The sequence below is a fragment of the Streptomyces marinisediminis genome (assembly GCF_026262575.1).
Taxonomy (GTDB): domain Bacteria; phylum Actinomycetota; class Actinomycetes; order Streptomycetales; family Streptomycetaceae; genus Streptomyces; species Streptomyces marinisediminis.
This window is the reverse complement of sequence record NZ_JAPKFL010000021.1, coordinates 58078-77519: the sequence shown is the minus strand read 5'-3', so window position 1 is coordinate 77519 and position 19442 is coordinate 58078. Positions and strand designations below refer to the sequence as shown.

At 76.7% G+C, this 19442-nt stretch carries 18 protein-coding genes; 10 read left to right on the top strand and 8 right to left on the bottom strand.

Features of this window, described 5'->3' with window-relative positions; all coding sequences use genetic code 11:
• Positions 1–2 precede the first annotated feature (2 nt).
• The 7 genes from OSB71_RS17765 to OSB71_RS17735 are packed head-to-tail and all read left to right on the top strand — an operon-like array spanning position 3 to position 7161.
• On the top strand, positions 3–965 hold the full coding sequence (locus tag OSB71_RS17765) for a glycosyltransferase (RefSeq protein WP_265949182.1): 963 nt from the start codon (positions 3–5) through the stop codon (positions 963–965).
• On the top strand, positions 962–2182 hold the full coding sequence (locus OSB71_RS17760) for a glycosyltransferase (RefSeq protein WP_265949180.1): 1221 nt from the start codon (positions 962–964) through the stop codon (positions 2180–2182). Before OSB71_RS17765 ends, OSB71_RS17760 begins: the two co-directional genes overlap by 4 nt.
• On the top strand, positions 2179–2802 hold the full coding sequence (locus tag OSB71_RS17755) for a D-sedoheptulose-7-phosphate isomerase (protein ID WP_265949179.1): 624 nt from the start codon (positions 2179–2181) through the stop codon (positions 2800–2802). The genes OSB71_RS17760 and OSB71_RS17755 overlap by 4 nt, the downstream gene beginning before the upstream one ends.
• The gene (rfaE2, locus tag OSB71_RS17750; RefSeq protein ID WP_265949177.1) at positions 2795–4246 is read left to right on the top strand and encodes a D-glycero-beta-D-manno-heptose 1-phosphate adenylyltransferase; all 1452 of its coding nucleotides are present in this window, start codon (positions 2795–2797) and stop codon (positions 4244–4246) included. The genes OSB71_RS17755 and rfaE2 overlap by 8 nt, the downstream gene beginning before the upstream one ends.
• Positions 4243–5445: a glycosyltransferase family 9 protein gene (locus tag OSB71_RS17745; protein ID WP_416237285.1), complete on the top strand. Its 1203-nt coding sequence runs from the start codon at positions 4243–4245 to the stop codon at positions 5443–5445. Before rfaE2 ends, OSB71_RS17745 begins: the two co-directional genes overlap by 4 nt.
• Positions 5403–6254 carry a glycosyltransferase family 2 protein gene (locus tag OSB71_RS17740; RefSeq protein WP_265949221.1) on the top strand — a complete coding sequence of 284 codons (852 nt, stop codon included), beginning with the start codon at positions 5403–5405 and terminating at the stop codon, positions 6252–6254. Before OSB71_RS17745 ends, OSB71_RS17740 begins: the two co-directional genes overlap by 43 nt.
• Positions 6241–7161: a glycosyltransferase family 2 protein gene (locus OSB71_RS17735; RefSeq protein WP_265949175.1), complete on the top strand. Its 921-nt coding sequence runs from the start codon at positions 6241–6243 to the stop codon at positions 7159–7161. Before OSB71_RS17740 ends, OSB71_RS17735 begins: the two co-directional genes overlap by 14 nt.
• Positions 7162–7598: 437 nt before the next feature.
• Here the strand turns inward: OSB71_RS17735 and OSB71_RS17730 are convergent, their stop codons facing one another.
• Positions 7599–8000, bottom strand: coding sequence for a ChaB family protein (locus OSB71_RS17730; RefSeq protein ID WP_265949173.1), 402 nt, complete (start codon positions 7998–8000; stop codon positions 7599–7601).
• Between the two features lie 247 nt (positions 8001–8247).
• Between OSB71_RS17730 and OSB71_RS17725 the strand changes: the two genes are divergently transcribed.
• Both OSB71_RS17725 and OSB71_RS17720 read left to right on the top strand, forming a co-directional pair.
• The gene (locus tag OSB71_RS17725) at positions 8248–9060 is read left to right on the top strand and encodes an SAM-dependent methyltransferase (RefSeq protein WP_265949172.1); all 813 of its coding nucleotides are present in this window, start codon (positions 8248–8250) and stop codon (positions 9058–9060) included.
• Entirely contained in the window at positions 9057–11246 is a 2190-nt protein-coding gene (locus tag OSB71_RS17720; protein WP_416237284.1) for a putative bifunctional diguanylate cyclase/phosphodiesterase, read from the top strand. Before OSB71_RS17725 ends, OSB71_RS17720 begins: the two co-directional genes overlap by 4 nt.
• Positions 11247–11265: 19 nt before the next feature.
• Here the strand turns inward: OSB71_RS17720 and OSB71_RS17715 are convergent, their stop codons facing one another.
• Positions 11266–11994 (bottom strand): alpha-ketoglutarate-dependent dioxygenase AlkB family protein, encoded by a 729-nt coding sequence (locus tag OSB71_RS17715; protein ID WP_265949170.1) that lies wholly within the window; start codon positions 11992–11994, stop codon positions 11266–11268.
• A gap of 114 nt (positions 11995–12108) precedes the next feature.
• On the opposite strand from OSB71_RS17715, the gene OSB71_RS17710 reads away from it, so the two are divergent.
• A complete protein-coding gene (locus OSB71_RS17710; protein ID WP_265949169.1) occupies positions 12109–12915 on the top strand; it encodes a tyrosine-protein phosphatase in 807 nt (268 codons plus the stop codon).
• 59 nt (positions 12916–12974) lie between these two features.
• On the opposite strand, the gene OSB71_RS17705 is transcribed toward OSB71_RS17710, so the two are convergent.
• From OSB71_RS17705 to OSB71_RS17680, 6 genes are all read right to left on the bottom strand, one after another.
• The gene (locus tag OSB71_RS17705; protein ID WP_265949167.1) at positions 12975–14048 is read right to left on the bottom strand and encodes a polyprenyl synthetase family protein; all 1074 of its coding nucleotides are present in this window, start codon (positions 14046–14048) and stop codon (positions 12975–12977) included.
• Positions 14045–15523, bottom strand: coding sequence for a hydroxysqualene dehydroxylase HpnE (gene hpnE / locus OSB71_RS17700; RefSeq protein ID WP_265949166.1), 1479 nt, complete (start codon positions 15521–15523; stop codon positions 14045–14047). The genes OSB71_RS17705 and hpnE overlap by 4 nt, the downstream gene beginning before the upstream one ends.
• A complete protein-coding gene (gene hpnD / locus OSB71_RS17695; RefSeq protein WP_265949164.1) occupies positions 15520–16524 on the bottom strand; it encodes a presqualene diphosphate synthase HpnD in 1005 nt (334 codons plus the stop codon). The genes hpnE and hpnD overlap by 4 nt, the downstream gene beginning before the upstream one ends.
• Positions 16521–17483: a squalene synthase HpnC gene (gene hpnC / locus OSB71_RS17690; RefSeq protein ID WP_416237286.1), complete on the bottom strand. Its 963-nt coding sequence runs from the start codon at positions 17481–17483 to the stop codon at positions 16521–16523. The genes hpnD and hpnC overlap by 4 nt, the downstream gene beginning before the upstream one ends.
• A gap of 162 nt (positions 17484–17645) precedes the next feature.
• On the bottom strand, positions 17646–18461 hold the full coding sequence (locus OSB71_RS17685) for an ABC transporter ATP-binding protein (protein WP_265949162.1): 816 nt from the start codon (positions 18459–18461) through the stop codon (positions 17646–17648).
• Entirely contained in the window at positions 18448–19386 is a 939-nt protein-coding gene (locus OSB71_RS17680; protein ID WP_265949161.1) for an ABC transporter permease, read from the bottom strand. Before OSB71_RS17680 ends, OSB71_RS17685 begins: the two co-directional genes overlap by 14 nt.
• Positions 19387–19442 lie beyond the last annotated feature (56 nt).

The window sequence follows — 19442 nt, the reverse complement described above, 5'->3', positions numbered from 1 at the left end:
GCGTGCGCATTGTGCTGTGGCACGTGCACGGTTCCTGGACGACGTCCTTCGTCCGGGGCCCGCACACCTACCTGCTGCCGGTGCTGCCGGACCGGGGCGAGGACGGCCGGGGCCGGGCCCGGACCTGGGACTGGCCGGCGAACGCCGTGGAGATGACGCCCGAGGAGCTGCGCGAGACCGACGTGGACCTGGTGCTGCTCCAGCGCCCGCACGAGGCGGAGCTGGCCGAACGCTGGCTGGGCCGCCGGCCCGGGCGGGACGTGCCGGTGGTGTACCTGGAGCACAGCACCCCGCTGGGCGGCGTACCGGACGCGGTGCACCCGGCGGCCGGGATGCCGGGCTGCACGCTCGTGCACGTCACCCACTTCAACCGGCTCTTCTGGGACGCCGGCACCACGCCGACGACCGTCATCGAGCACGGCGTCATCGACCCGGGCCCGCGCTACACCGGTGCGCAGGCGCGGGCGGCCGTGGCCGTCAACGAGCCGCTGCGCCGCGGCCGGGTCACCGGCACCGACCTGCTGCCGCACTTCGCCGACGCCGTCCCGCTGGACGTGTTCGGCATGGGCACCGCGGGGCTCGCCGACCACCTGGGGCTGCCCGGGGAGCGCTGCCGCAGCCGCGAGCTCCAGCAGGACGAGCTGCACACGGCGATGGCCGCGCGGCGCGTGTACCTCCACCCGTTCCGCTGGACCTCGCTGGGCCTGTCGCTGCTGGAGGCGATGTACCTGGGCATGCCGGTGGTGGCGCTGGACACCACGGAGACGGCCGAGGCCGTCCCCCCGGACGCGGGCGTCGTCTCCAACCGGCTCGACGTGCTGCGCGAGGCGCTGCGCACCTTCGCCGCCGACCCGGAGCACGCGCGGCTGACCGGCGAACGGGCCCGGGCGGCCGTCAGCGCCCGCTACGGGCTGCACCGCTTCCTGGACGACTGGGAGCGGCTCACGAAGGAGGTGACCCGATGAGGATCGCCATGGTGTCCGAGCACGCCAGTCCCCTGGCGGTGCTCGGCGGCCCCGACGCGGGCGGCCAGAACGTCTACGTCGCGCAGGTCTCGCGGGCGTTGGCGGCCCGCGGCCACACGGTGACCGTCTACACCCGGCGGGACGCGGCCGACCTGCCCGAACGGGTGGCGTTCGCGCCCGGCGTCACGGTCGAGCACGTGCTCGCCGGGCCTCCGGAGCCGCTGCCGAAGGACGAGCTCCACCCCTGCATGCCCGCCTTCGGCGCCCATCTGGCCCGGGTTTGGGCCGCCGCCCCACCGGACGTGGCGCACGCGCACTTCTGGATGTCGGGCCTGGCCGCGCTGGCCGGCGCACGCGGCCTGGACGTCCCGGTCGTGCAGACCTACCACGCGCTGGGCACAGTGAAGCGGCGCCACCAGGGCGCCGCCGACACCAGCCCGGCCGAGCGGATCGACGCGGAGCGGCGCATCGCCCGCGAGTGCGCCCGCGTCCTGGCCACGTGCGGCGACGAGGTCGACGAGCTCGGTGCGATGGGCGTCCCGCCGGGGCGCACCTCGGTGGTGCCGTGCGGCGTGGACACCGCCGAGTTCAGCCCCGAGGTGCGCGCGGCCACCACCGTGCCGCGCGGCCAGCCCTACCGGCTGCTGGCGGCGGGGCGGCTGGTCCCGCGCAAGGGGTTCGACCTCGCCGTCCGCGCGCTGGCCGACGTGCCCGGCGCCGAGCTGCTCGTCGCGGGCGGGCCGCCGGAGTCGCTGCTGGACGCCGACCCGGAGGCCCGGCGCCTGCGCGCGCTGGCGCGGGAGCTGGGCGTGGCCGACCGCGTGCGGCTGCTGGGCGCCGTGGGCCACGAGCACATGCCGGGGCTGATCCGCAGCGCCGACCTCATGCTCGCCACGCCGGTCTACGAGCCGTTCGGCATCGTGCCGCTGGAGGCCATGGCGTGCGGCGTACCCGTCGTGGCCACCGGCGTCGGCGGACAGCTCGACTCGGTGGCCGACCGCGTCACCGGGCGGCTGGTGCCCCCCGGGGACGCCGCCGCGCTCGCCCGCGCGGTGGGCGGCCTGCTCACCTCCGAGCAGGTGCGCCTGGCCTACGGCACCGCCGGACGGCGGCGGGTGGAGGCCCGGTTCTCCTGGAGCCGGGTCGCCGACGGAACGGAACAGGTCTACAACCAGGTGACGGCACGTCACCGCGTCCCGACGGGGGTGGTCCGATGACCTTCGCACCGGCCTCGGTACGAAGCCACTGCGACGAACTGCGCGAGGCGCTGCTGGCGCTGCGCGACTCGGCCGACACCGCGCAGCGCTGGGGCGAACGCCTCGCCCACGTGCTGTGCGGGGGCGGGCGCCTGCTCGTCGCCGGCAACGGCGGCAGCGCCGCGCAGGCCCAGCACCTGTCCGCCGAACTGGTCGGCCGCTACCGCGAGGACCGGCCGCCGTTCTCCGCCATAGCGCTGCACGCCGACACCTCCGCCACCACCGCCATCGCCAACGACTACGGGGTGGCCGAGGTCTTCTCCCGCCAGGTGCGCGCCCACGCGCGCCGCGGTGACGTGCTGATGCTGCTGTCCACCTCAGGCGCCAGCGCCAACCTGCTCACCGCGGCGGAGGCCGCGCGGCGGCGGGGCGTCGCGGTGTGGGGCCTGACCGGGCCCGAACCCAACCCGCTGGCCGCCGGGAGCGACGAGGCGCTGTCCGTGGACGCGGCCACCGCGGCGACCGTGCAGGAGTGCCACCTGGTCGTGGTGCACATGGTGTGCGCGGCGTTCGACGGCGCGCTGCCCGGGGTGCTGGCCCGTGCCGACGGCCGCCCCGTGGAAGGCGGGGACGATGAGTGACGCCGGCGCACACCACCGCGGCTTCGGGGACGCGCGCCAAGAACCGGCCGCCTCGGCGCCGCTGGTCGTGGTCGGCGACGCGCTGCTGGACCGGGACCTGACCGGCACGGCCGACCGGCTCGCCCCCGACGCCCCGGTGCCGGTGGTCGACGGCTGCGAGGAGCGGCTGCGGCCCGGCGGCGCGGCGCTGGCCGCCTACCTCGCCGCCCTGTCGGGCCGGGAGGTCACCCTGGTGACGGCCGTGGGCGGGGACGCCGCCAGCGCCCGGCTCCTGGAGCTGCTGGCGCCCTGGGTGACGGTGGTGCCGCTCACGCTGTCGGGCAACCTGCCGGAGAAGACCCGGGTGGTGGCCGAGGGCCGCATCATGCTGCGCCTGGACCGGGGCACCGGCCGGGCCACCGGGGCCACCGCCGAGGCCCGCCGGGCCGTCGCCGGCGCGGGCGCGCTGCTGGTCTCCGACTACGGGCGCGGCGCCGCCGAGGTGCTGCGCGGACTGCTGGAAGAGCGGGCCGCCAGGGTTCCGCTGGTGTGGGACCCGCACCCGCGCGGCGGGCCACCGGTGCCCGGCGCGCGCCTGGTCACGCCCACCACGGGCGAGGCCCGGCACTTCGCGCCGCGCGCCTGCGCCGGGGAGGGCCTGGGCGCCGTCATGGACCGGGCCCGGGCGCTGGTGCGGTCGTGGCGGGCGGGCGCCGTGGCGGTGACGCTCGGCGCGGACGGCGCGCTGCTGTCCTACGGCGACCACCCCCTGCTGGTGCCCGCCCCCTCCCGGCACGGCGGGGACTCCTGCGGCGCCGGCGACCAGTTCGCGGCCCAGGCGGCCGGGCTGCTGGCCGACGGCGCGCTGCCGGAGCAGGCGGTGCGCGGCGCGGTGGCCGCCGCCACCGGCTACGTCGCCTCCGGGGGCGCGGCGGCCCTCGCCCTGCCGGGCCGTCCGGCGCCGTCGGCCTCCGCGGGGCCGAAGGCCGCCCCGACGGACGCCGCCGAGGAGGTCATCCGCCGCGTCCGGGCGGCGGGCGGCACGGTGGTGGCCTCCGGCGGCTGCTTCGACCTGCTGCACGCCGGGCACGTCGGGCTGCTCCAGGCGGCCCGCGCCACCGGGGACTGCCTGGTGGTGTGCGTCAACTCCGACGCCTCGGTGCGCCGCCGCAAGGGCGCGGGGCGTCCCATCACCCCGCTCGCCGACCGGGTGCGGGTGCTCCAGGCCCTGGAGTGCGTCGACGCGGTCGCCGTCTTCGACGAGAACACCCCCGAACGCCTCCTGGACCGGCTGCGGCCCGACATCTGGGTCAAGGGCGGGGACTACGCCCGCGCCGATCTGCCGGAGGCGGAGCTGCTGGAGCGGTGGGGCGGCAAGGTCGTCCTGCTGCCCTACCTCGACGGGCGCTCCAGCACCAAGCTCGCCGAGCGCGCGGCGGTCTCCGCCGGGGGCGGCGTGCCGTGAGCGCCGCCCCCGACGAGCGAGGGGACCGCCCGCCCCGCGCGGCCGGGTGCGCGGACGCCGGGCGGCGCGCGGCGCGCGGGGCGCCGGTGCGCCCGCGCATCGTCGCGCTGCGCGCCCTCGGGCTGGGCGACCTGCTCGCCGCCGTGCCCGCGCTCAAGGCGCTGCGCCGCGCGCACCCGGGCCACGAGCTGGTCCTCGCCGCCCCCGCGGGCCTGCGCGAACTCGCCCTGGCCACCGGGGCCGTGGACCGCCTGCTGCCGGCCTCCGCGCCGGGCCGCGCCGTGCCCGCACGCCTGGACTGGACCGGGCCGCCGCCGGAGCTGGCCGTGGACCTGCACGGCACCGGGCCGCAGAGCGCGGACCTCCTGCGCCCGCTGCGCCCGGCCCGGCTGCTGGCCTTCGCCGACGCCGCGGGCCCGCCCGTCGTCGCACAGGAACACGAACGCGAGCGCTGGTGCCGGCTGCTGCGCTGGTACGGCGTCCCGGCCGACGCCGCGGACGTCCGGCTGCCCCCGCCCGCCGCGCCGAGCCCGCTGCCCGGCGCGGTGCTCGTCCACCCCGGGGCCGCCTCCGGCTCCCGGCGCTGGCCCGCCGAGCGGTTCGCGGCCGTCGCCGCCGCGCTCGCCGCCGCCGGGCACCGGGTGGCCGTCACCGCCGGGCCGGACGAGCGGCCGCTCGCGGCCCGGGTCGCGGCCCTGGCCGGGCTGCCGCCGGACGCCGTGTGCGCGGCGCCGCCGCTGCCGGTGCTGTCCGCGCTCGTGGCCCACGCGGCGGCGGTCGTCAGCGGCGACACCGGCCTGGCCCACCTGGCCGTCGCCCACGGCACGCCGTCCGTCACGCTCTTCGGCCCGGTCCCGCCGAGCGCGTGGGGGCCACCGCCGCTGCCCCGGCACCGCGCCCTGTGGCACGCCGGGCCGCCCGGCGACCCGCACGGCCGCCACCTTGACCCCCGGCTGCTGGCCGTCCAGGTGCCCGAGGTCCTCGCCGCACTCGGCGCCCCGCACGTTCTTCCCCACGACCCGCTGGAGGTGCGATGCCCGGCCGCTCCCGGCCCGCAGGCACACCGACCGCCCGCTCCGCCCTCGCCCCCGCCGCCGGCCCACGGGCCGACGGCGCCCCGGGCGACACGGCACCGAGCACGTCCGTCGGCGTCGTCATCGCCACCCGCAACCGCGCCGACCGGCTCGCCCGGACGCTGACCCGGCTGACCGCGCTGCCCGAGCGGCCGCAGGTGATCGTCGTGGACAACGCCTCCACCGACCACACCCGCGCCCTGGTGGCCGAGCGCTTCCCCGGCGTGCGGGTGCTCACGCTTAAGCGCAACGCCGGGGCCGCCGCCCGCACCGTGGGCGCCGCCACCCTGGACACCCCCGTCGTGGCGTTCAGCGACGACGACTCCTGGTGGGCCCCAGGCGCCCTGGACCGGGCCGCCGCGCTCCTGCGCGCGTACCCCCGGCTCGGCCTGGTGGTGGCCGCCACCCGGGTCGGCGCGGACGGCGTGCCCGACCCGCTCAACGCCGTCCTGGCCGACAGCCCGCTGGGCCGGCCGCCGGACCTGCCGGGCCCCGAGGTCCTCGGCTTCCTCGGCTGCGCCGCCGTCGCCCGCCGCGCCGCGTTCCTGGACGCGGGCGGCTACCACCCGCTGCTGTGCATCGGCGGCGAGGAGACGCTGCTGGCCTGGGACCTGGCCGCCCGCGGCTGGGGCATCTCCTACTGCCCCGAGGTGACCGCCTGGCACGACCCGGACGACGGCCCCCGGCCCGAGCGCCCCATGATGCTGCGGCGCAACGAGGTGCTGAGCTGCTGGCTGCGCCGCCCGCTGCCCCGCGCGCTGCGCCGCACGGCCGCGCTGGCCGCCGCCGCCCGCACCGACCCCGTGGCCCGCCGGGCGCTGGGCGAGGTGCTCTCCGCGCTGCCGGCCGCGCTGCGCGAGCGCCGCACGCTGCCCCCGTGGACCGAGCGGACCGTCCGCCGGCTGGAAGGAGCCGCCCCCCATGACGAGCGCTGAGGCCGCCGCCGGGGACGGGGCGCGCGTCTCCGTCGTCGTCATCACCCGCAACCGCCGCGAGGAGCTGCTGCACACGCTGGGACGGCTGGCCGACCTGCCCGACCGGCCCCCGGTGTTCGTCACCGACAACGCCTCCACCGACGGCACGCCCGAGGCCGTGGCCCGCCACCACCCCTGGGTGCGGCTGCTGCGGGCGGAGCGCAACCTCGGCGCGGTGGGGCGCAACGCCGCGGTCCGCCTGGTCCGCACGCCCTACGTCGCCTTCTGCGACGACGACTCCTGGTGGGCGCCGGGCGCGCTGACCGCGGCGGCCGACCTGCTGGACGCCCACCCCGGGCTCGGCGCGGTCACCGGCCGCATCCTCGTCGAGCCGGGCGGCACCGAGGACCCGATCGTCGCGGAGCTGCGGGACTCGCCGCTGACCGGCCCCGACTGGCTCCCCGGTCCCGCGCTCGGCTCCTTCCTGGCCGCCGCCACGGTCCTGCGCACCGACGCCTTCCGCGCCGCGGGCGGCTTCTCGCCCCGGCTCTGGCTCGGCGGGGAGGAGGAGCTGCTCGCCACGGACCTGATGACCCGCGGCTGGTGGCTCAGCTACGCGCCCGAGGTGACCGTGCACCACGCGCCCTCGGCCGCGCGGGACGCCACCGGGCGGCGCGTCGTCGGGCTGCGCAACACCCTGTGGTTCGGCTGGCTGCGCCGACCGCTGCCCGCCGCGCTGGACCGCACCTGGCACCTGGCGCGCACCGTCCCCCGCGACGCCGCCTCACTGCGCGCCTTCGGCCAGGCGCTGGCGGGCCTCCCGTGGGTGCTGCGCGAACGGGCCGTGGTGCCCCCGGCGGTGGAGGAACGCCTGCGCACGCTCGACGCCGCACAGCGCGCGTCGGCCGCGCGGCGCTACGTGGGGTGACCGGCGGGCCGGGTGCCGTGGGGCGCGTCGCCCCGGGCCGCGCCCGGCGCGGGGGCCTCGCCGCAGGAGTCCGGGTGCCGCGGGAGCACGTCACGCCGCGCCGCCCCGGCCCGGCCCCGCGACCGCCACCGCCGTCCCGTGGCCCGGCAGGCGGTGACCGGCGGGAGCGGTACCGGCGGTCGGCGGCTGCGCGGACGGCACCGGTCAGGGGACGGGAGGGGGCCGCTCCTGCGGCGAGCGGGGCACGGCGCCGGGCGGTGGGCGACGCGCCGCCGTCGGGCCGGGGACGCCTCCCTCGGGCGCGCGCGGCCCGCCGGGTACCGCGCCCGGACGCGCGAGGACCCCGGCGGCGGCCGGGTGGGGCCGTCGCCGGGGTCACCAGCCGACGGGGGTCACGCCGCCCCCGGCGCCGCGGAGCGCCGGGGGGCGGGCCCGGGTCAGCTTCGGGCCTTGCGCGTCGAGGAGCGGTTGGCCTTGCGGATCGCGTCCAGCAGGTCCGCCTTGTTCATCGAGGAGCGGCCGGAGATGTCGAGCCGCTTGGCGACGTCGTACAGGTGCCCCTTGGTCGCGTTCTCGTCGACGCCCTCGCCGCCGCGTCCGCCCACCTGGCGCGGGCGGGCGGCCTTGGGGTCGGAGGGGCCCTTGCGGCCGCCCTCCTTGCGCTCCCAGTGGTCGCCGATCTTCTCGTAGGTGTGCTTGAGGGCGCTGTACGCGACGCGGTGCGCGCGCTCGCCCTCGCCGTAGGTCTCCACGGCCGAGTCATGGGCCTTGATCCACGTCCGCTGCGCGCCCTGTGGTGAGCGGCGCAGGGTCGAGGGCAGTTCCTCGCGTGCGGGCACGGATGCTCACCTCCCAGTGGGTTCCTGCCGCCCCGGGTACCCGGGCGCGGGGGCGGAAAACCGGCGCTCAGCAGGCCGGAGGTCGGCGCACGGACGGAGGATTCCGCCCCCGCGAAACGGGCATAACACTCAACACCAGGACAGTATCGGGAGGTTGAGTCTCCGTTTCCTTACTCCCACGCACCTCTGGTCAGTAGCCTCATCCCTCGAACGTCAATACGTCGGCGATCGTGATGAGGAGTCTTTGATGGAACGTCCCTCCTGGGCCCCGCAGGGCATCGACCTGTCGCAGCCGAGCGTGTCCCGGATCTACGACTACTACCTGGGCGGCTCCCACAACTTCGAGGTCGACCGGGAGGCCGCGCGCCGTGCCATCGAGGTGTTCCCCGGGCTCCCCAAGGTGATGCAGGCGAACCGGGCCTTCATGCGCCGCGCCGTGCGCTACGCGGTGGACCAGGGGGTCACCCAGTTCCTCGACATCGGCTCCGGCATCCCCACGTTCGGCAACGCCCACGAGGTGGCGCAGGCGGCGACGCCGGACGCCCGGGTGGTGTACGTGGACAACGACCCGGTCGCGGTCGCGCACAGCCGCGCGGTGCTGGAGGGCAACGAGAACACCGGGGTGGTCGCCGCCGACTTCCGCGATCCGCAGGCCGTGCTCGGCAGCGAGCCCGTACGGCGGCTGCTGGACCTGCACCGCCCCGTGGCCCTGCTGCTCGTGGCGCTGCTGCACTTCATCAAGGACGAGGAGGAACCCGGCAAGGCGCTGGCGGAGTTCCACGACACCCTGGCCCCCGGCTCCCTGCTGATCCTCACGCACGCCTCCACCGAGGGCGGGCCGCACAGCACCCAGCAGGGGCGCGAGATCTCCGACGTCTACCGGAGCGTGGGCTCGCGTCTGCTGATGCGCTCGCGCCCGGAGGTGCTGGCCTTCTTCGACGGCTTCGAGCTCGTCGAACCGGGCCTGGTCTCGATGCCCAACTGGCGTCCGGACAGCCCCGTCGACCAGGAGGACCCGGTGGTGTTCACCGGGTTCGGCGGAGTGGGACGCAAAGCGTGAACACAGGCCCCGAGGAGACGGCTGGGCCGGGTGGGCCCCACCCGGCCGGTTGCGGCCCGCACCCCGACGGGCTGCGGCGCTTCGCGACCATCTGGAGCCGGGCGGTGTACCCGACCACGGCGACGTGCATGACCCGGGCGGAGTTCGAGGAGCACCTGGTGCCGCTCGCGGAGCTGCTCAGCTCCACGCTGCACGCCCGCCCCTTCGACCCCGGGCCCGCCCGGGCGGTGGGGACGGCGCTGGTCGCCGCGCACTGCACGGCCCCCGAGTCGCTGCCGCAGATCCTCGGTGTGGTCGACGCCTACCTGCTCCTGTACTGCGCGGACCCGGCGCTGCTGCCGCCGGAGGAGGGCCGCGCCCGGTGCGCCCGGCTCCAGCACGCCATCGCCGCCGGGTTCGCGCGCGCCCTGCAGGAGCGCACCCGGGCGGAGCAGGAGTCGCTCTCCCGGGCGGCGCTGGCGGCGCAGTCGGAGATCGAGCGGGCGCTGCACGAGAGCGAGACGCGTTTCCGCGCGGTGTTCGAGGGCGCGACCATCGGCATCGGCATCGCCGCGCTGGACGGCACCGTGCTGGAGACCAACCGGGCGCTCAACGACATGTTCGGCGACACCGAGCGGCACCACCTCAGCAGCCGCAAGGTCACCAGTTGGGTGCACCCGGACGACGGCCCGGCGGTGTGGCGCATGTACGACGAGCTGGTGCGCGGGGAGCGGGAGCACTTCCGCACCGAGAAGCCCTACCACCGCCCCGACGGCACCGTGCTGTGGACGCACCTGACGGTGTCGCTGCTGCGCGACCCGGACGGCTCCCCGCGCTACATGCTGGCCCTGATGGAAGACATCACCGAGCGCCGCCTGCTGCACCTGCGGCTGCGCTACGAGGCCACCCACGACGCCCTGACGGACCTGCCCAACCGCACGCTGTTCTTCGAGCGCCTGGAGCAGACGCTCGCGCGCGGCGCCCAGACCCGCTTCGGCCTGTGCTACCTGGACCTGGACGGCTTCAAGACCGTCAACGACAGCCTGGGGCACGCGGTGGGCGACCAGCTCCTGGTGGCCGTCGCCGAGCGGTTGCAGACCTGCGTGAACGGGCCGGGACAGCTCGTCGCCCGCATCGGCGGCGACGAGTTCGTGGCCCTGGTCGCCGACCCGGCCTGCTCGGGGGACGTGACGGACCTGGCCGAGCGCGCGCTGGAGGCGCTGTCCACGCCGGTCCTGGTCGACGGGCGGGAGCTGCCGGTGCGGGCCAGCATCGGGATCGTGGACGGCCCGGCGGGCGAGCGCACCGCGGCCGAGGTGCTGCGCAGCGCGGACATCACGATGTACCGCGCCAAGGCGCAGGGCGGCAACCGCTACGAGCTGGCCGACCCGGACTCCGACGCCCGCGTGATCAGCCGGCACAGCCTGACCAACCGGCTGCCGGCCGCGCTGGAGGGCCAGGAGTTCTTCATCGAGTACCAGCCGCTGGTGCGCATGTCCGACGGCAGCGTGGAGGGCGCGGAGGCGCTGGTGCGCTGGGAGCACCCGCGGCACGGCGTGCTCGGCCCGGACCGGTTCATCCCGCTGGCCGAGCACACCGGGCTCATCGTGCCGCTGGGCCGGTGGGTGCTGGAGGAGGCGGTGCGGCAGGCGTGCGAGTGGCAGGTGCGCGGCATCGGCGGCACGCGCCCGCTGCGGGTCAACGTCAACCTCTCGCCGCGCCAGCTCAGCCACCCCGACCTGGTCGCGGAGACGGTCGCCGTCCTGGAGAACGCCGGCCTGCCCCCGCACTCGCTGTGCCTGGAGGTGACCGAGTCGGCGATGATCCGGGCCGACGACGCCGAGCTGAAGCCGCTGCGGCAGCTCGCCGAGCTGGGCGTGGGGATAGCGCTGGACGACTTCGGCACCGGCTACTCGAACCTGGCGAGCCTGCGGCGGCTGCCCGCGAGCACGCTGAAGCTGGACCGTTCCTTCACCCGCGGCCTCCAGCACCACCCCGCCGACCCCGTGGACCTCAAGGTGGTGGAGGGCATCGTCTCGCTCGCCCACGTGCTGGACCTGTCGGTGACGGTCGAGGGCGTGGAGACCGCGGCGCAGGCCGAGCACCTGCGGGCGCTGGGCTGCGACTCGGCGCAGGGCTGGTTCTACGCGCGCCCCGGGCCGCCGGAGCGGATGGCCGTGGAGCTGCCGCTGGCCGCCGCGCACTAGCCCCTTCCGCGGACGCCGGTCACCGCTCGCGCACGGTGACGTTGAGCCGGCCGCGCAGCCCCAGCCAGGCGGGGGCCGTGCCGGGGCGGGTGCGCGGTACGCCGTGGTAGGCGCGTCGCGCCGGGCCGCCGAAGACGAAGGCGTCGCCGCTGGCCAGCTCCACGTCCGTCCAGGGCCGCCCCCGGCCGGCCGTGGTGCCGAAGCGGAAGACGCAGGTGTCGCCGAGGCTGAGGGAGACCACCGCGGTGTCGGTGTGCTCGTCGCTGTCGCGGTGCATGCCCATGCGGGCGCGCTCGTCGTAGAAGTTCACCAGAGCCGTGTCATAGGCGGCGTAGGCGTCATAGGCGTCATAGGCGGCGCCGGCGGGACGGCCCGCGGAGCCGGTCGCGGCGTCCCCCCGCTCGGCCACCCGCTCGGCCACCCGCTCGTCCACCGCGCGGGCCGCCTCGGCCGCGGCGCCGGCCCACCGGCCGAGCCACCCGGGGAAGGGCTTGACGGGGGCGCCGTCGCCGTCGACGACCGTGCGCGCGTAGCCGTAGGGGTACCAGTGCCAGCCGAGGCTGAGCTGGCGCACCGACATCCGTCCGCCCTGCGGCATCCGCACGGTGCGCAGCCCGGCCGGCGGCCGGGCCCACTCCCGGCAGGCGGCCAGCAGCGCCCGCTGGGCCTCGGCGTCCAGCCGCCCCGGCAGGTGCACCGCCCCGGGCGCCACCCGGGCGGCGGGGCGCGGGAAGAGTTCGGCACTCACCGGGCCAGGGTAGGCACCCGGCGGGGCGACCGGCGGGTAACCGCTTGTCGTATCGTCGAGGCGTATGCCGTTGGGTGTGACCGTTCGTGCAGGTGCAGGTGTGAGGAGCCGCCAGTGACGTCCGAAGCCGTGGAGCCCGTGCTCGCCGGGGTGCGCAACTTCCGTGATCTCGGCGGACTGCCGACGACGGACGGACGCCGCGTGCGCCACGGCCTGCTGTACCGCAGCGGCCACCTGGCCCGCGCCACCGAGGAGGACGCGGCCTTCCTCGCCGGGCTCGGCCTGCACACCGTGTACGACTTCCGCAACGAGGCCGACATCGCGCTCGACGGGCCCGACGTCGCCCTGCCGGGGGTGCGCAACGTCAACATACCGCTGACCGACCCGGCCCACGGCGTGGAGTTCTGGAAGCTCGTGCGCGACGGGGAGGTGGCGGTGCTGCGCGAGGAGCTGGCCGACGGCCGCGCGGTGGCGCGTATGCAGGAGTCCTACGCCGACATCGTGCGCCACCGCACGGCCGAGCACAGCCGGATGCTGCACGAGCTGGCCGACGGGCGGGTGCCGGTGCTGATGCACTGCGCCGCGGGCAAGGACCGGGCGGGCCTGTCCGTCGCCGTCACGCTGCTGGCGCTCGGCGTCGAGCGGGAGGCGATCGAGGCGGACTACCTGCTGTCCAACGAGCCGCACCGGCGCTACGAGGTGCACCGCGGCGACGGCGCCCTGGAGGCGGGCGACCGCAAGCGCATCGATCCGGAGGTGCGCGAGCTCCTCGCGCCGTTCTTCGACGCGCGGCCGGCGTACCTGGCGACGGCGTACGCGACGATCGCGCAGACCTGGGGCGACGTGGACACCTACCTGTCGCGGGGCCTGGGCCTGTCCGGCGCCACGCGCGCCGCCCTGCGGGACCGGCTCCTGGACTAGCCGCCGGACCCCGGCCCGGGGCCCGGGCCGGGGCGCGGCGGGGCGGAGACCAGGGCGGGCTACCTGCGGCGGTCCACCACGAAGTCCGCCAGTGCGACGAATTGCTCCCGCACGGCGGAGGGCATGTCGACGTCCGAGACCGCGCGCAGGGCGGCGGCGTGCTGGCGGCGCGCCTCGGCCGCCGTCCAGTCCCGGCCCCCGGCCTCCTCGACCAGCGCGGCCCGCGCCGCGAACTCCGCCTCGTCGAAGTCGTCGAACTCGGCCTGGCTCTTCGTCGCGTCCTTGCGCAGCAGCTCGCCGAGGTGCCGCGCGGCCGGTCCCCGGCCGCTCAGGGCGGCCACGACCGGCAGCGACTTCTTGCGCTGCCGCAGGTCGCTCCAGGTCCGCTTGCCGGTGGCGTCCGGGTTGCCCCAGATGCCCAGCAGGTCGTCCACCGCCTGGAAGGCGAGGCCGAGGTGGTGGCCGTAGGCGCTCAGCGCGTCGGCGGCGGCGTCGTCCGCCCCGCCGAGCACCGCGCCGATGGAGGCGGCGCAGGCCAGCAGCGCGCCGGTCTTGTTCCCCTCCATCTCCAGGCACTCCGCGACGCTGACCCGCTCGCGGTGCTCGTAGGAGATGTCCTGGGCCTGGCCGTCGATCAGCGCCCGGCTGGCGGAGGACAGCCGCCGGGCGGCCCGGGCGGCCTCGGCGGTGCCCAGTTCGAGCAGGACCTCCCCGGCCAGCGCGAACAGCGCGTCGCCCACGAGGATGGCCTGGGCGGGGCCGTGGACCTTCCAGACCGTGTCCCGGTGGCGGCGCTGCTCGTCGCCGTCCATGAGGTCGTCGTGCAGCAGGGAGAAGTTGTGCACCAGCTCGACGGCGACGGCGCCGGGGATACCGGCCTCCGGCGCGGCACCCGCGGCCTCGGCCGACAGCAGCGCCAGCGCGGGACGCACGGCCTTGCCGCCGTCGCCGTCGGCGGGGCGGCCCTCGGCGTCGATCCAGCCGAAGTGGTAGGCGGCGACGGTGTCCATGGGCGGCGCGAGACGGGCCACCGCGGCGCGCAGCCGGGGCTGGGGCAGCGTGCGCCCGCGGGTGAGCAGAGCGGTCACCGCGGCGGTGTCGATGCCGGCGTGGGCCGGTTGCACCGGGTTCACATGGTCTCCTTAGCGTTCAGCGGTCGTCCTGACGCCGACTCCCAGGGGGCGTCGCCGTGCGGGTGCCCGAGGCGTGCGAGGGCCTCGTGCGCAGCGACGTGGCCACTGCGTACCGCGCCTTCCATCGTCGCGGGCCACCCGGTGGCGCACCACGCGCCCGCAAGGTACACGCCCGGCGCACGGGTGTGCGCGGCAGGCCGCAGGCGCTCGACCCCGGGCACGGGCGCGAACGTGGCATGACGCTCGCGGGTGACGAAGAAGTCGCGCACGCGTGCGGTGCGGGCGGCGGGCAGCAGCCGGGCCAGCTCCGGCAGGTAGCGCTCGCGCAGCGCGGCGGCGGGGACGTCGATGTCCGCGTGCGCGGCGGACTGGGACAGCGCGAGGTACTGGCCGCCGCCCGGTGCGAGCCCGGCCGCCGCGCCGCGGTCGAAGACCCACTGCACGGGGCTGCCGAGCGCGGCGAAGAACGGCCGGCGCAGGACCGGCCGGTCGTAGACGACGTGCACGTTGACGATCGGCGCGGTGCCGATGGCCGCCAGCCGCCCGGGGTCGGGCAGGGCACCGGCGGGCAGCAGGGCGGCGGCCTGGTCCTGCGGCACGGCGAGCACGGCGGTGGCGGCGGGCTCCGGCGGCGCGCCGGGCGAGCGGCCGGTGTCCAGGCGCCAGCGCCCGTCGGCGTCCCGGCCCAGCCCGCGCACCCGCACCCCGGTGCGCACCCGCACCCCGGCCCGGTCCAGGGCGCGGCGGGCGAGCGTGTCGTGCAGCGTGCCCAGCGGCACCCGGGCCCAGCCGATGTCCGCGGCACCGGGGGCGCTGAGCAGGCCGGTGCGGAAGACCAGCGCGGCCAGCGCCAGCGAGGCGTCGTGCGCCCGGGCGTTGAGCGTGGCCACGCCCACCAGGTCCCACAGCGCCTCGACGCTGCGCGGCGACTGCCCGGCGCGGCGCAGCCAGGTGGCGAAGTCCTGCCCGTCCAGCGCGGGGTCGGCCGGGTCCAGGCGGCGCAGGGCGAGCGCGGCGCGGGCGGCGCGCAGGCGCTCGGCGGGGCTCAGGTGCGGGTAGGTGGCCAGCGCGGCGGCCAGGTGGAGCGGCGCCGGGGCGGCCGAGCGGCGCAGTCGGCCGAGCCGCAGACTGCGGGCGTCCAGCACCGGGATGTCCAGGCGGCGTTGCAGCGGGGCGAGCTCCCGGCCGCCGATCCGGTCCAGGAACCAGCCGTAGGCGGTGCAGCAGCGCAGGTGGACGTGCTGGCCGTTGTCGACGGTCAGCGGCCCGGCCGGGGAGTCGCGGTGGAAGGAGAACGCCAGCCCGCCGAGCCGGGGCCGGGACTCCACCAGCGTCGTGGGCACGCCCGCGTCGGCCAGCCGCAGCGCGGCGGTGATCCCGGCGAGCCCGCCGCCGACGACGACGGCGCCGCCCCTCCGCGGGTCCGCGTGCGCCGCCGCGCCCCGGGGCCCGGGCGCGGCGGGGTCCGTGCTCACCGGGCTTCCCGGCGGACGGCCCGCCGCACCAGCACGGCGTCGAGCCCGGACAGGCCGCGCGCCGCCGCCAGCGCCTTCTGCCGCGGCGGGACGGCGACCCGGCCGCGCAGCACGGCCTCGGGGTCGGCGGCGATGCGGTCCAGCAGCTTCCGGTAGATCCCGGCCATGGCCGCGACGCAGGCGGCCGAGCGCCGGTCCAGCAGCGGCAGCAGCCGGTAGCCGTCGGCGAACAGCTCCCGGGCGCGTTGGACCTGGTGGCGCACCAGCCCGGTCAGGTCGGCGTCGCGGGGGGCGCTGGCCGCGTCGAAGGCCCCGACGCAGCCGAACGCGGCGAGCTCCTCGTAGGGCAGGTAGCTGCGACCGCCGCGGGCGTCCTCGCGCAGATCGCGCAGGATGTTGGTGAGCTGGAGCGCGATGCCGAGGGTGTCGGCGTGTTGGGCGGCCCGGGCGGTCTGCGGGGCCTCCGGCCGGCCGGGGCCGCCCTGCGCGGTCCCGAAGACGCCGAGCGAGAGGCGCCCCACGGCTCCGGCCACGCAGCGGCAGTAGTCGCGCAGGTCGTCCCAGGTGCGGTAGGTGCGGGCGGTCACGTCCATCAGGACGCCGTCGACGAGCTCGTCCAGGGCGTCCAGCGGCACCGGGTAGCGGTGCGCGGCGTCGGCGAGCGCGACGGCGACCGGGTCGGTGTCGTCGGTGGCCACCGCGCCGGCGCGGACGCGGGCGACCAGGGCGCGGGCGTCGGCGAGGCGGGCGGTCTTCGTGCGGGTGTCCAGGAAGCCGTCGCCGATGTCGTCGACGCGGCGGCACAGCGCGTACAGGGCCGCCAGGGCGCGGCGGCGCGGCGGCGGCAGCAGGCGGATGCCGTAGCCGAAGTTGCGGGCCTGCTGGGTGGTGACGGTCTCGCAGTAGCGGTAGGCGGCGAGCACCGGGGGCGGCGGCTCCCCGGCCGGGGCCGGGCGGTCGGCGGGGCCGGTGGTCGCGGGGGCGCTCGTCGCCGGGGTCATCGCGGTCCTCCTCGCCGGGCGGCCGCCAGGACCGCCGCGATCTCGCGCAGCAGCGTGGGCCGCCGCGCCTTCGGGGCTCCGGCCAGGACGTCGTAGCGGGCGCCGGCCAGCGCCCGGAGGGCGGCCCGTCCGCCGCCGGTGAACCCGGCCAGCAGCAGCCGCAGCCGTCCGCGCACGCTCGCCACCAGCGGGACCCCTTCGTCCAGCAGTGCGGAGGAACGTTCCGCCAGGACGGCCACGGCGCTGCGCAGGGCGGCGCCCGTGACCGGCGCGCCCAGGTCCCGCTCGCGCACCCCGAAGCGGTCCAGGTCCGCGGCGGGCAGGTAGACGCGGCCGCGCCGGTGGTCCTCGGCGACGTCCTGGAGGTGCTCGACCACCTGGAGGGCGGTGCACACCGCGTCGGAGCGGCGGACGCGCTCGGGGCTTTGGGTACCGGTCACGGCGAGCACCAGGTGCCCGACCGGGTTGGCCGACAGCGCGCAGTAACCGAGCAGCTCCTCCCAGGTGGCGTAGTGGTGCCGGTGCTGGTCGAGCCGGTTGGCCTCCAGCAGCGCGAGGAAGGGCTCGGCGGTCAGCGGGTGGGCGCGGGCGACCGGGACCAGCGCCCGCAGCAGGGGGTGGCGGGGGGCGGGGGCGCCCGGCGCGCGGGCGGCCGTCAGCACGCGGTGGACGTCGGCCTCGACGGCGTCGAGCAGCGCGAGCCGGTCGCCGGCGTGCTCGGGGGCGACGCCGAGCAGGCGGGCGTCGGCGCCGCCGGGGGCCAGGTCGCCGTCGCCGATGTCGTCCACCAGGCGGGCGTAGCCGTAGACGGCCAGCAGGTCGGCGCGCCAGGCGGCGGGCAGGAAGCGGGGGGCCACGGGGAAGTTCTCCGCCGTCGCCTGGTCGAGCACGCCGCGCGCGGCCGCGTCCGCCGAGGGCACCGTGGGTTCCCGGGGCGCCGGGGGCTGCGAGGCGGTCACCACGCGCTGTCCGTCTCCACTGCCGTCACGCCTCGTTTCTACCTTGATTGCCAGATAATCGTCATTTTGGACACGCCAGATCGGGGAGGCACCCGGACACGACGCTCCCCCGGCCACCGGGGCCGGGGGAGGCGGGGGACGGGTGCGCCCGCGGGCGCGGGCCTACTTGCCGGTGTACTCCTCATAGGCCGCGAGGACGTCCTCGGTGGGCCCGTCCATGCGCAGCTCGCCCTTCTCCAGCCACAGCACCCGGTCGCAGGTGTCCCGGATGGACTTGTTGTTGTGGCTGACCAGGAAGACCGTGCCGGCCTCCTTGCGCAGCTCGCGGATGCGGTTCTCCGAGCGCTTCTGGAACTTCTTGTCGCCGGTGGCCAGCGCCTCGTCGATCATCAGCACGTCGTGGCGCCTGGCCGCGGCGATGGAGAAGCGCAGCCGCGCGGCCATGCCCGAGGAGTAGGTCCGCATCGGCAGGGTGATGAAGTCGCCCTTCTCGTTGATGCCGGAGAAGTCGACGATGTCCTGGTAGCGGGCGCGGACCTCCTCGCGGGACATGCCCATGGCCAGCCCGCCGAGCACCACGTTGCGCTCGCCGGTGAGGTCGTTGAGCAGCGCGGCGTTGACGCCCAGCAGCGAGGGCTGCCCGTCGGTGTAGACCTTGCCGCGCTCGGGCGGCAGCAGCCCGGCGATGGCCCGCAGCAGCGTGGACTTGCCCGAGCCGTTGGAGCCGATCAGCCCGATCGCCTCGCCCCGGTAGGCGGTGAAGCTGACGCCCTTGACCGCGTGCACCTCGCGCACGCGCCCGCTGGGCTTGCGGCGCACGATGCGGTTGAGTGCCGCGGTGGCGCTGCCCTTGCCGCGGGTGCCGCCCGCGACCCGGTAGACGATGTGCACGTCGTCGGCGATGACCGTCGGTCGGCGGTCGGGGGCCTGCGGGGCCTTCGACAGCGGGGTGGGAGTCGTCGGTTCAGCCACGGCCATACCGCTCCTCGGCCTTCCAGAAGTAGACGAAGCCGAACACCCCGGCCACCAGCGCCCAGCCCAGGCCCAGCAGCCACGGGTAGGGGGCGATGTCGGCGTAGGTGTAGTCGTCGATGAGCGCGAAGCGCATGAGGTCCATGAAGACCGCCGCCGGGTTGGCGGCGACGAGGTCGATCGCCCACGGCGGGACCTTCTCCGCCAGCATCGCGTGCAGCGGGAACATCACCCCGGAGGCGTACATCCAGGTGCGCAGGACGAAGGGCATGAGCTGCGCGAGGTCGGGGGTGCCCGCGCCCAGCCGGGCGAAGATCATCGCCAGCCCGCCGTTGAAGAGGAACTGGAGCGCCAGCGCCGGGAAGACCAGCAGCCAGGACAGGCCCGGCCGCTGCCCGAAGGCCAGCAGGACGACGAGCATCACGACCATCGAGTACAGGAGCTGCTGGAGCTGCTGGAGGACGAAGGCGATGGGCAGCGAGGCGCGCGGGAAGTGCAGCGCCCGCACCAGACCCTGGTTGGCCGCGACGGCCCGCACGCCGGAGAGCACCGACTGCTGGCTGAAGGTGAAGATGAAGACGCCGATCACCAGGAACGGCACGTAGTTGTGGTCGCCACCGGGAACGCCTTCGCGGGCCTCCATGATGATCCCGAAGATCAGGAAGTACACGGCGGCGTTCAGCAGGGGCGTGGCCACCTGCCAGATCTGGCCCAGCTTCGCCTGGCTGTACTGGGCCTGCAGCTTGGCCCGGGAGAAGGCCCCGATGAAGTGCCGCCGCTGCCAGAGCTGGCGGATGTACTGGAGCAGCGGCGGGCGGGCGCCACTGACGCTCAGGCCGTACTTCGCCGCCAGCTCCGCCGGCGTCAGGCCGTCATCGGGATGGGGTGGCGCCTGCATGGCGACCGCACGATCGTGCGCAGACTCGCTCACGGTGAAACGTCTGTCCTCTGGTGCGGAAGGGTACGGGAGGGTGAGGTGCTGATGTT

Excerpts from the sequence above, each read along its gene's own strand:
- rfaE2 (WP_265949177.1), top strand. The coding sequence starts at position 2,795 with ATGAGTGACGCCGGCGCACACCACCGCGGCTTCGGGGACGCGCGCCAA.
- OSB71_RS17725 (WP_265949172.1), top strand. The coding sequence starts at position 8,248 with ATGGAACGTCCCTCCTGGGCCCCGCAGGGCATCGACCTGTCGCAGCCG.
- OSB71_RS17755 (WP_265949179.1), top strand. The coding sequence starts at position 2,179 with ATGACCTTCGCACCGGCCTCGGTACGAAGCCACTGCGACGAACTGCGC.
- OSB71_RS17735 (WP_265949175.1), top strand. The coding sequence starts at position 6,241 with ATGACGAGCGCTGAGGCCGCCGCCGGGGACGGGGCGCGCGTCTCCGTC.
- OSB71_RS17760 (WP_265949180.1), top strand. The coding sequence starts at position 962 with ATGAGGATCGCCATGGTGTCCGAGCACGCCAGTCCCCTGGCGGTGCTC.
- hpnD (WP_265949164.1), bottom strand. The coding sequence starts at position 16,524 with ATGACCCCGGCGACGAGCGCCCCCGCGACCACCGGCCCCGCCGACCGC.
- OSB71_RS17685 (WP_265949162.1), bottom strand. The coding sequence starts at position 18,461 with ATGGCCGTGGCTGAACCGACGACTCCCACCCCGCTGTCGAAGGCCCCG.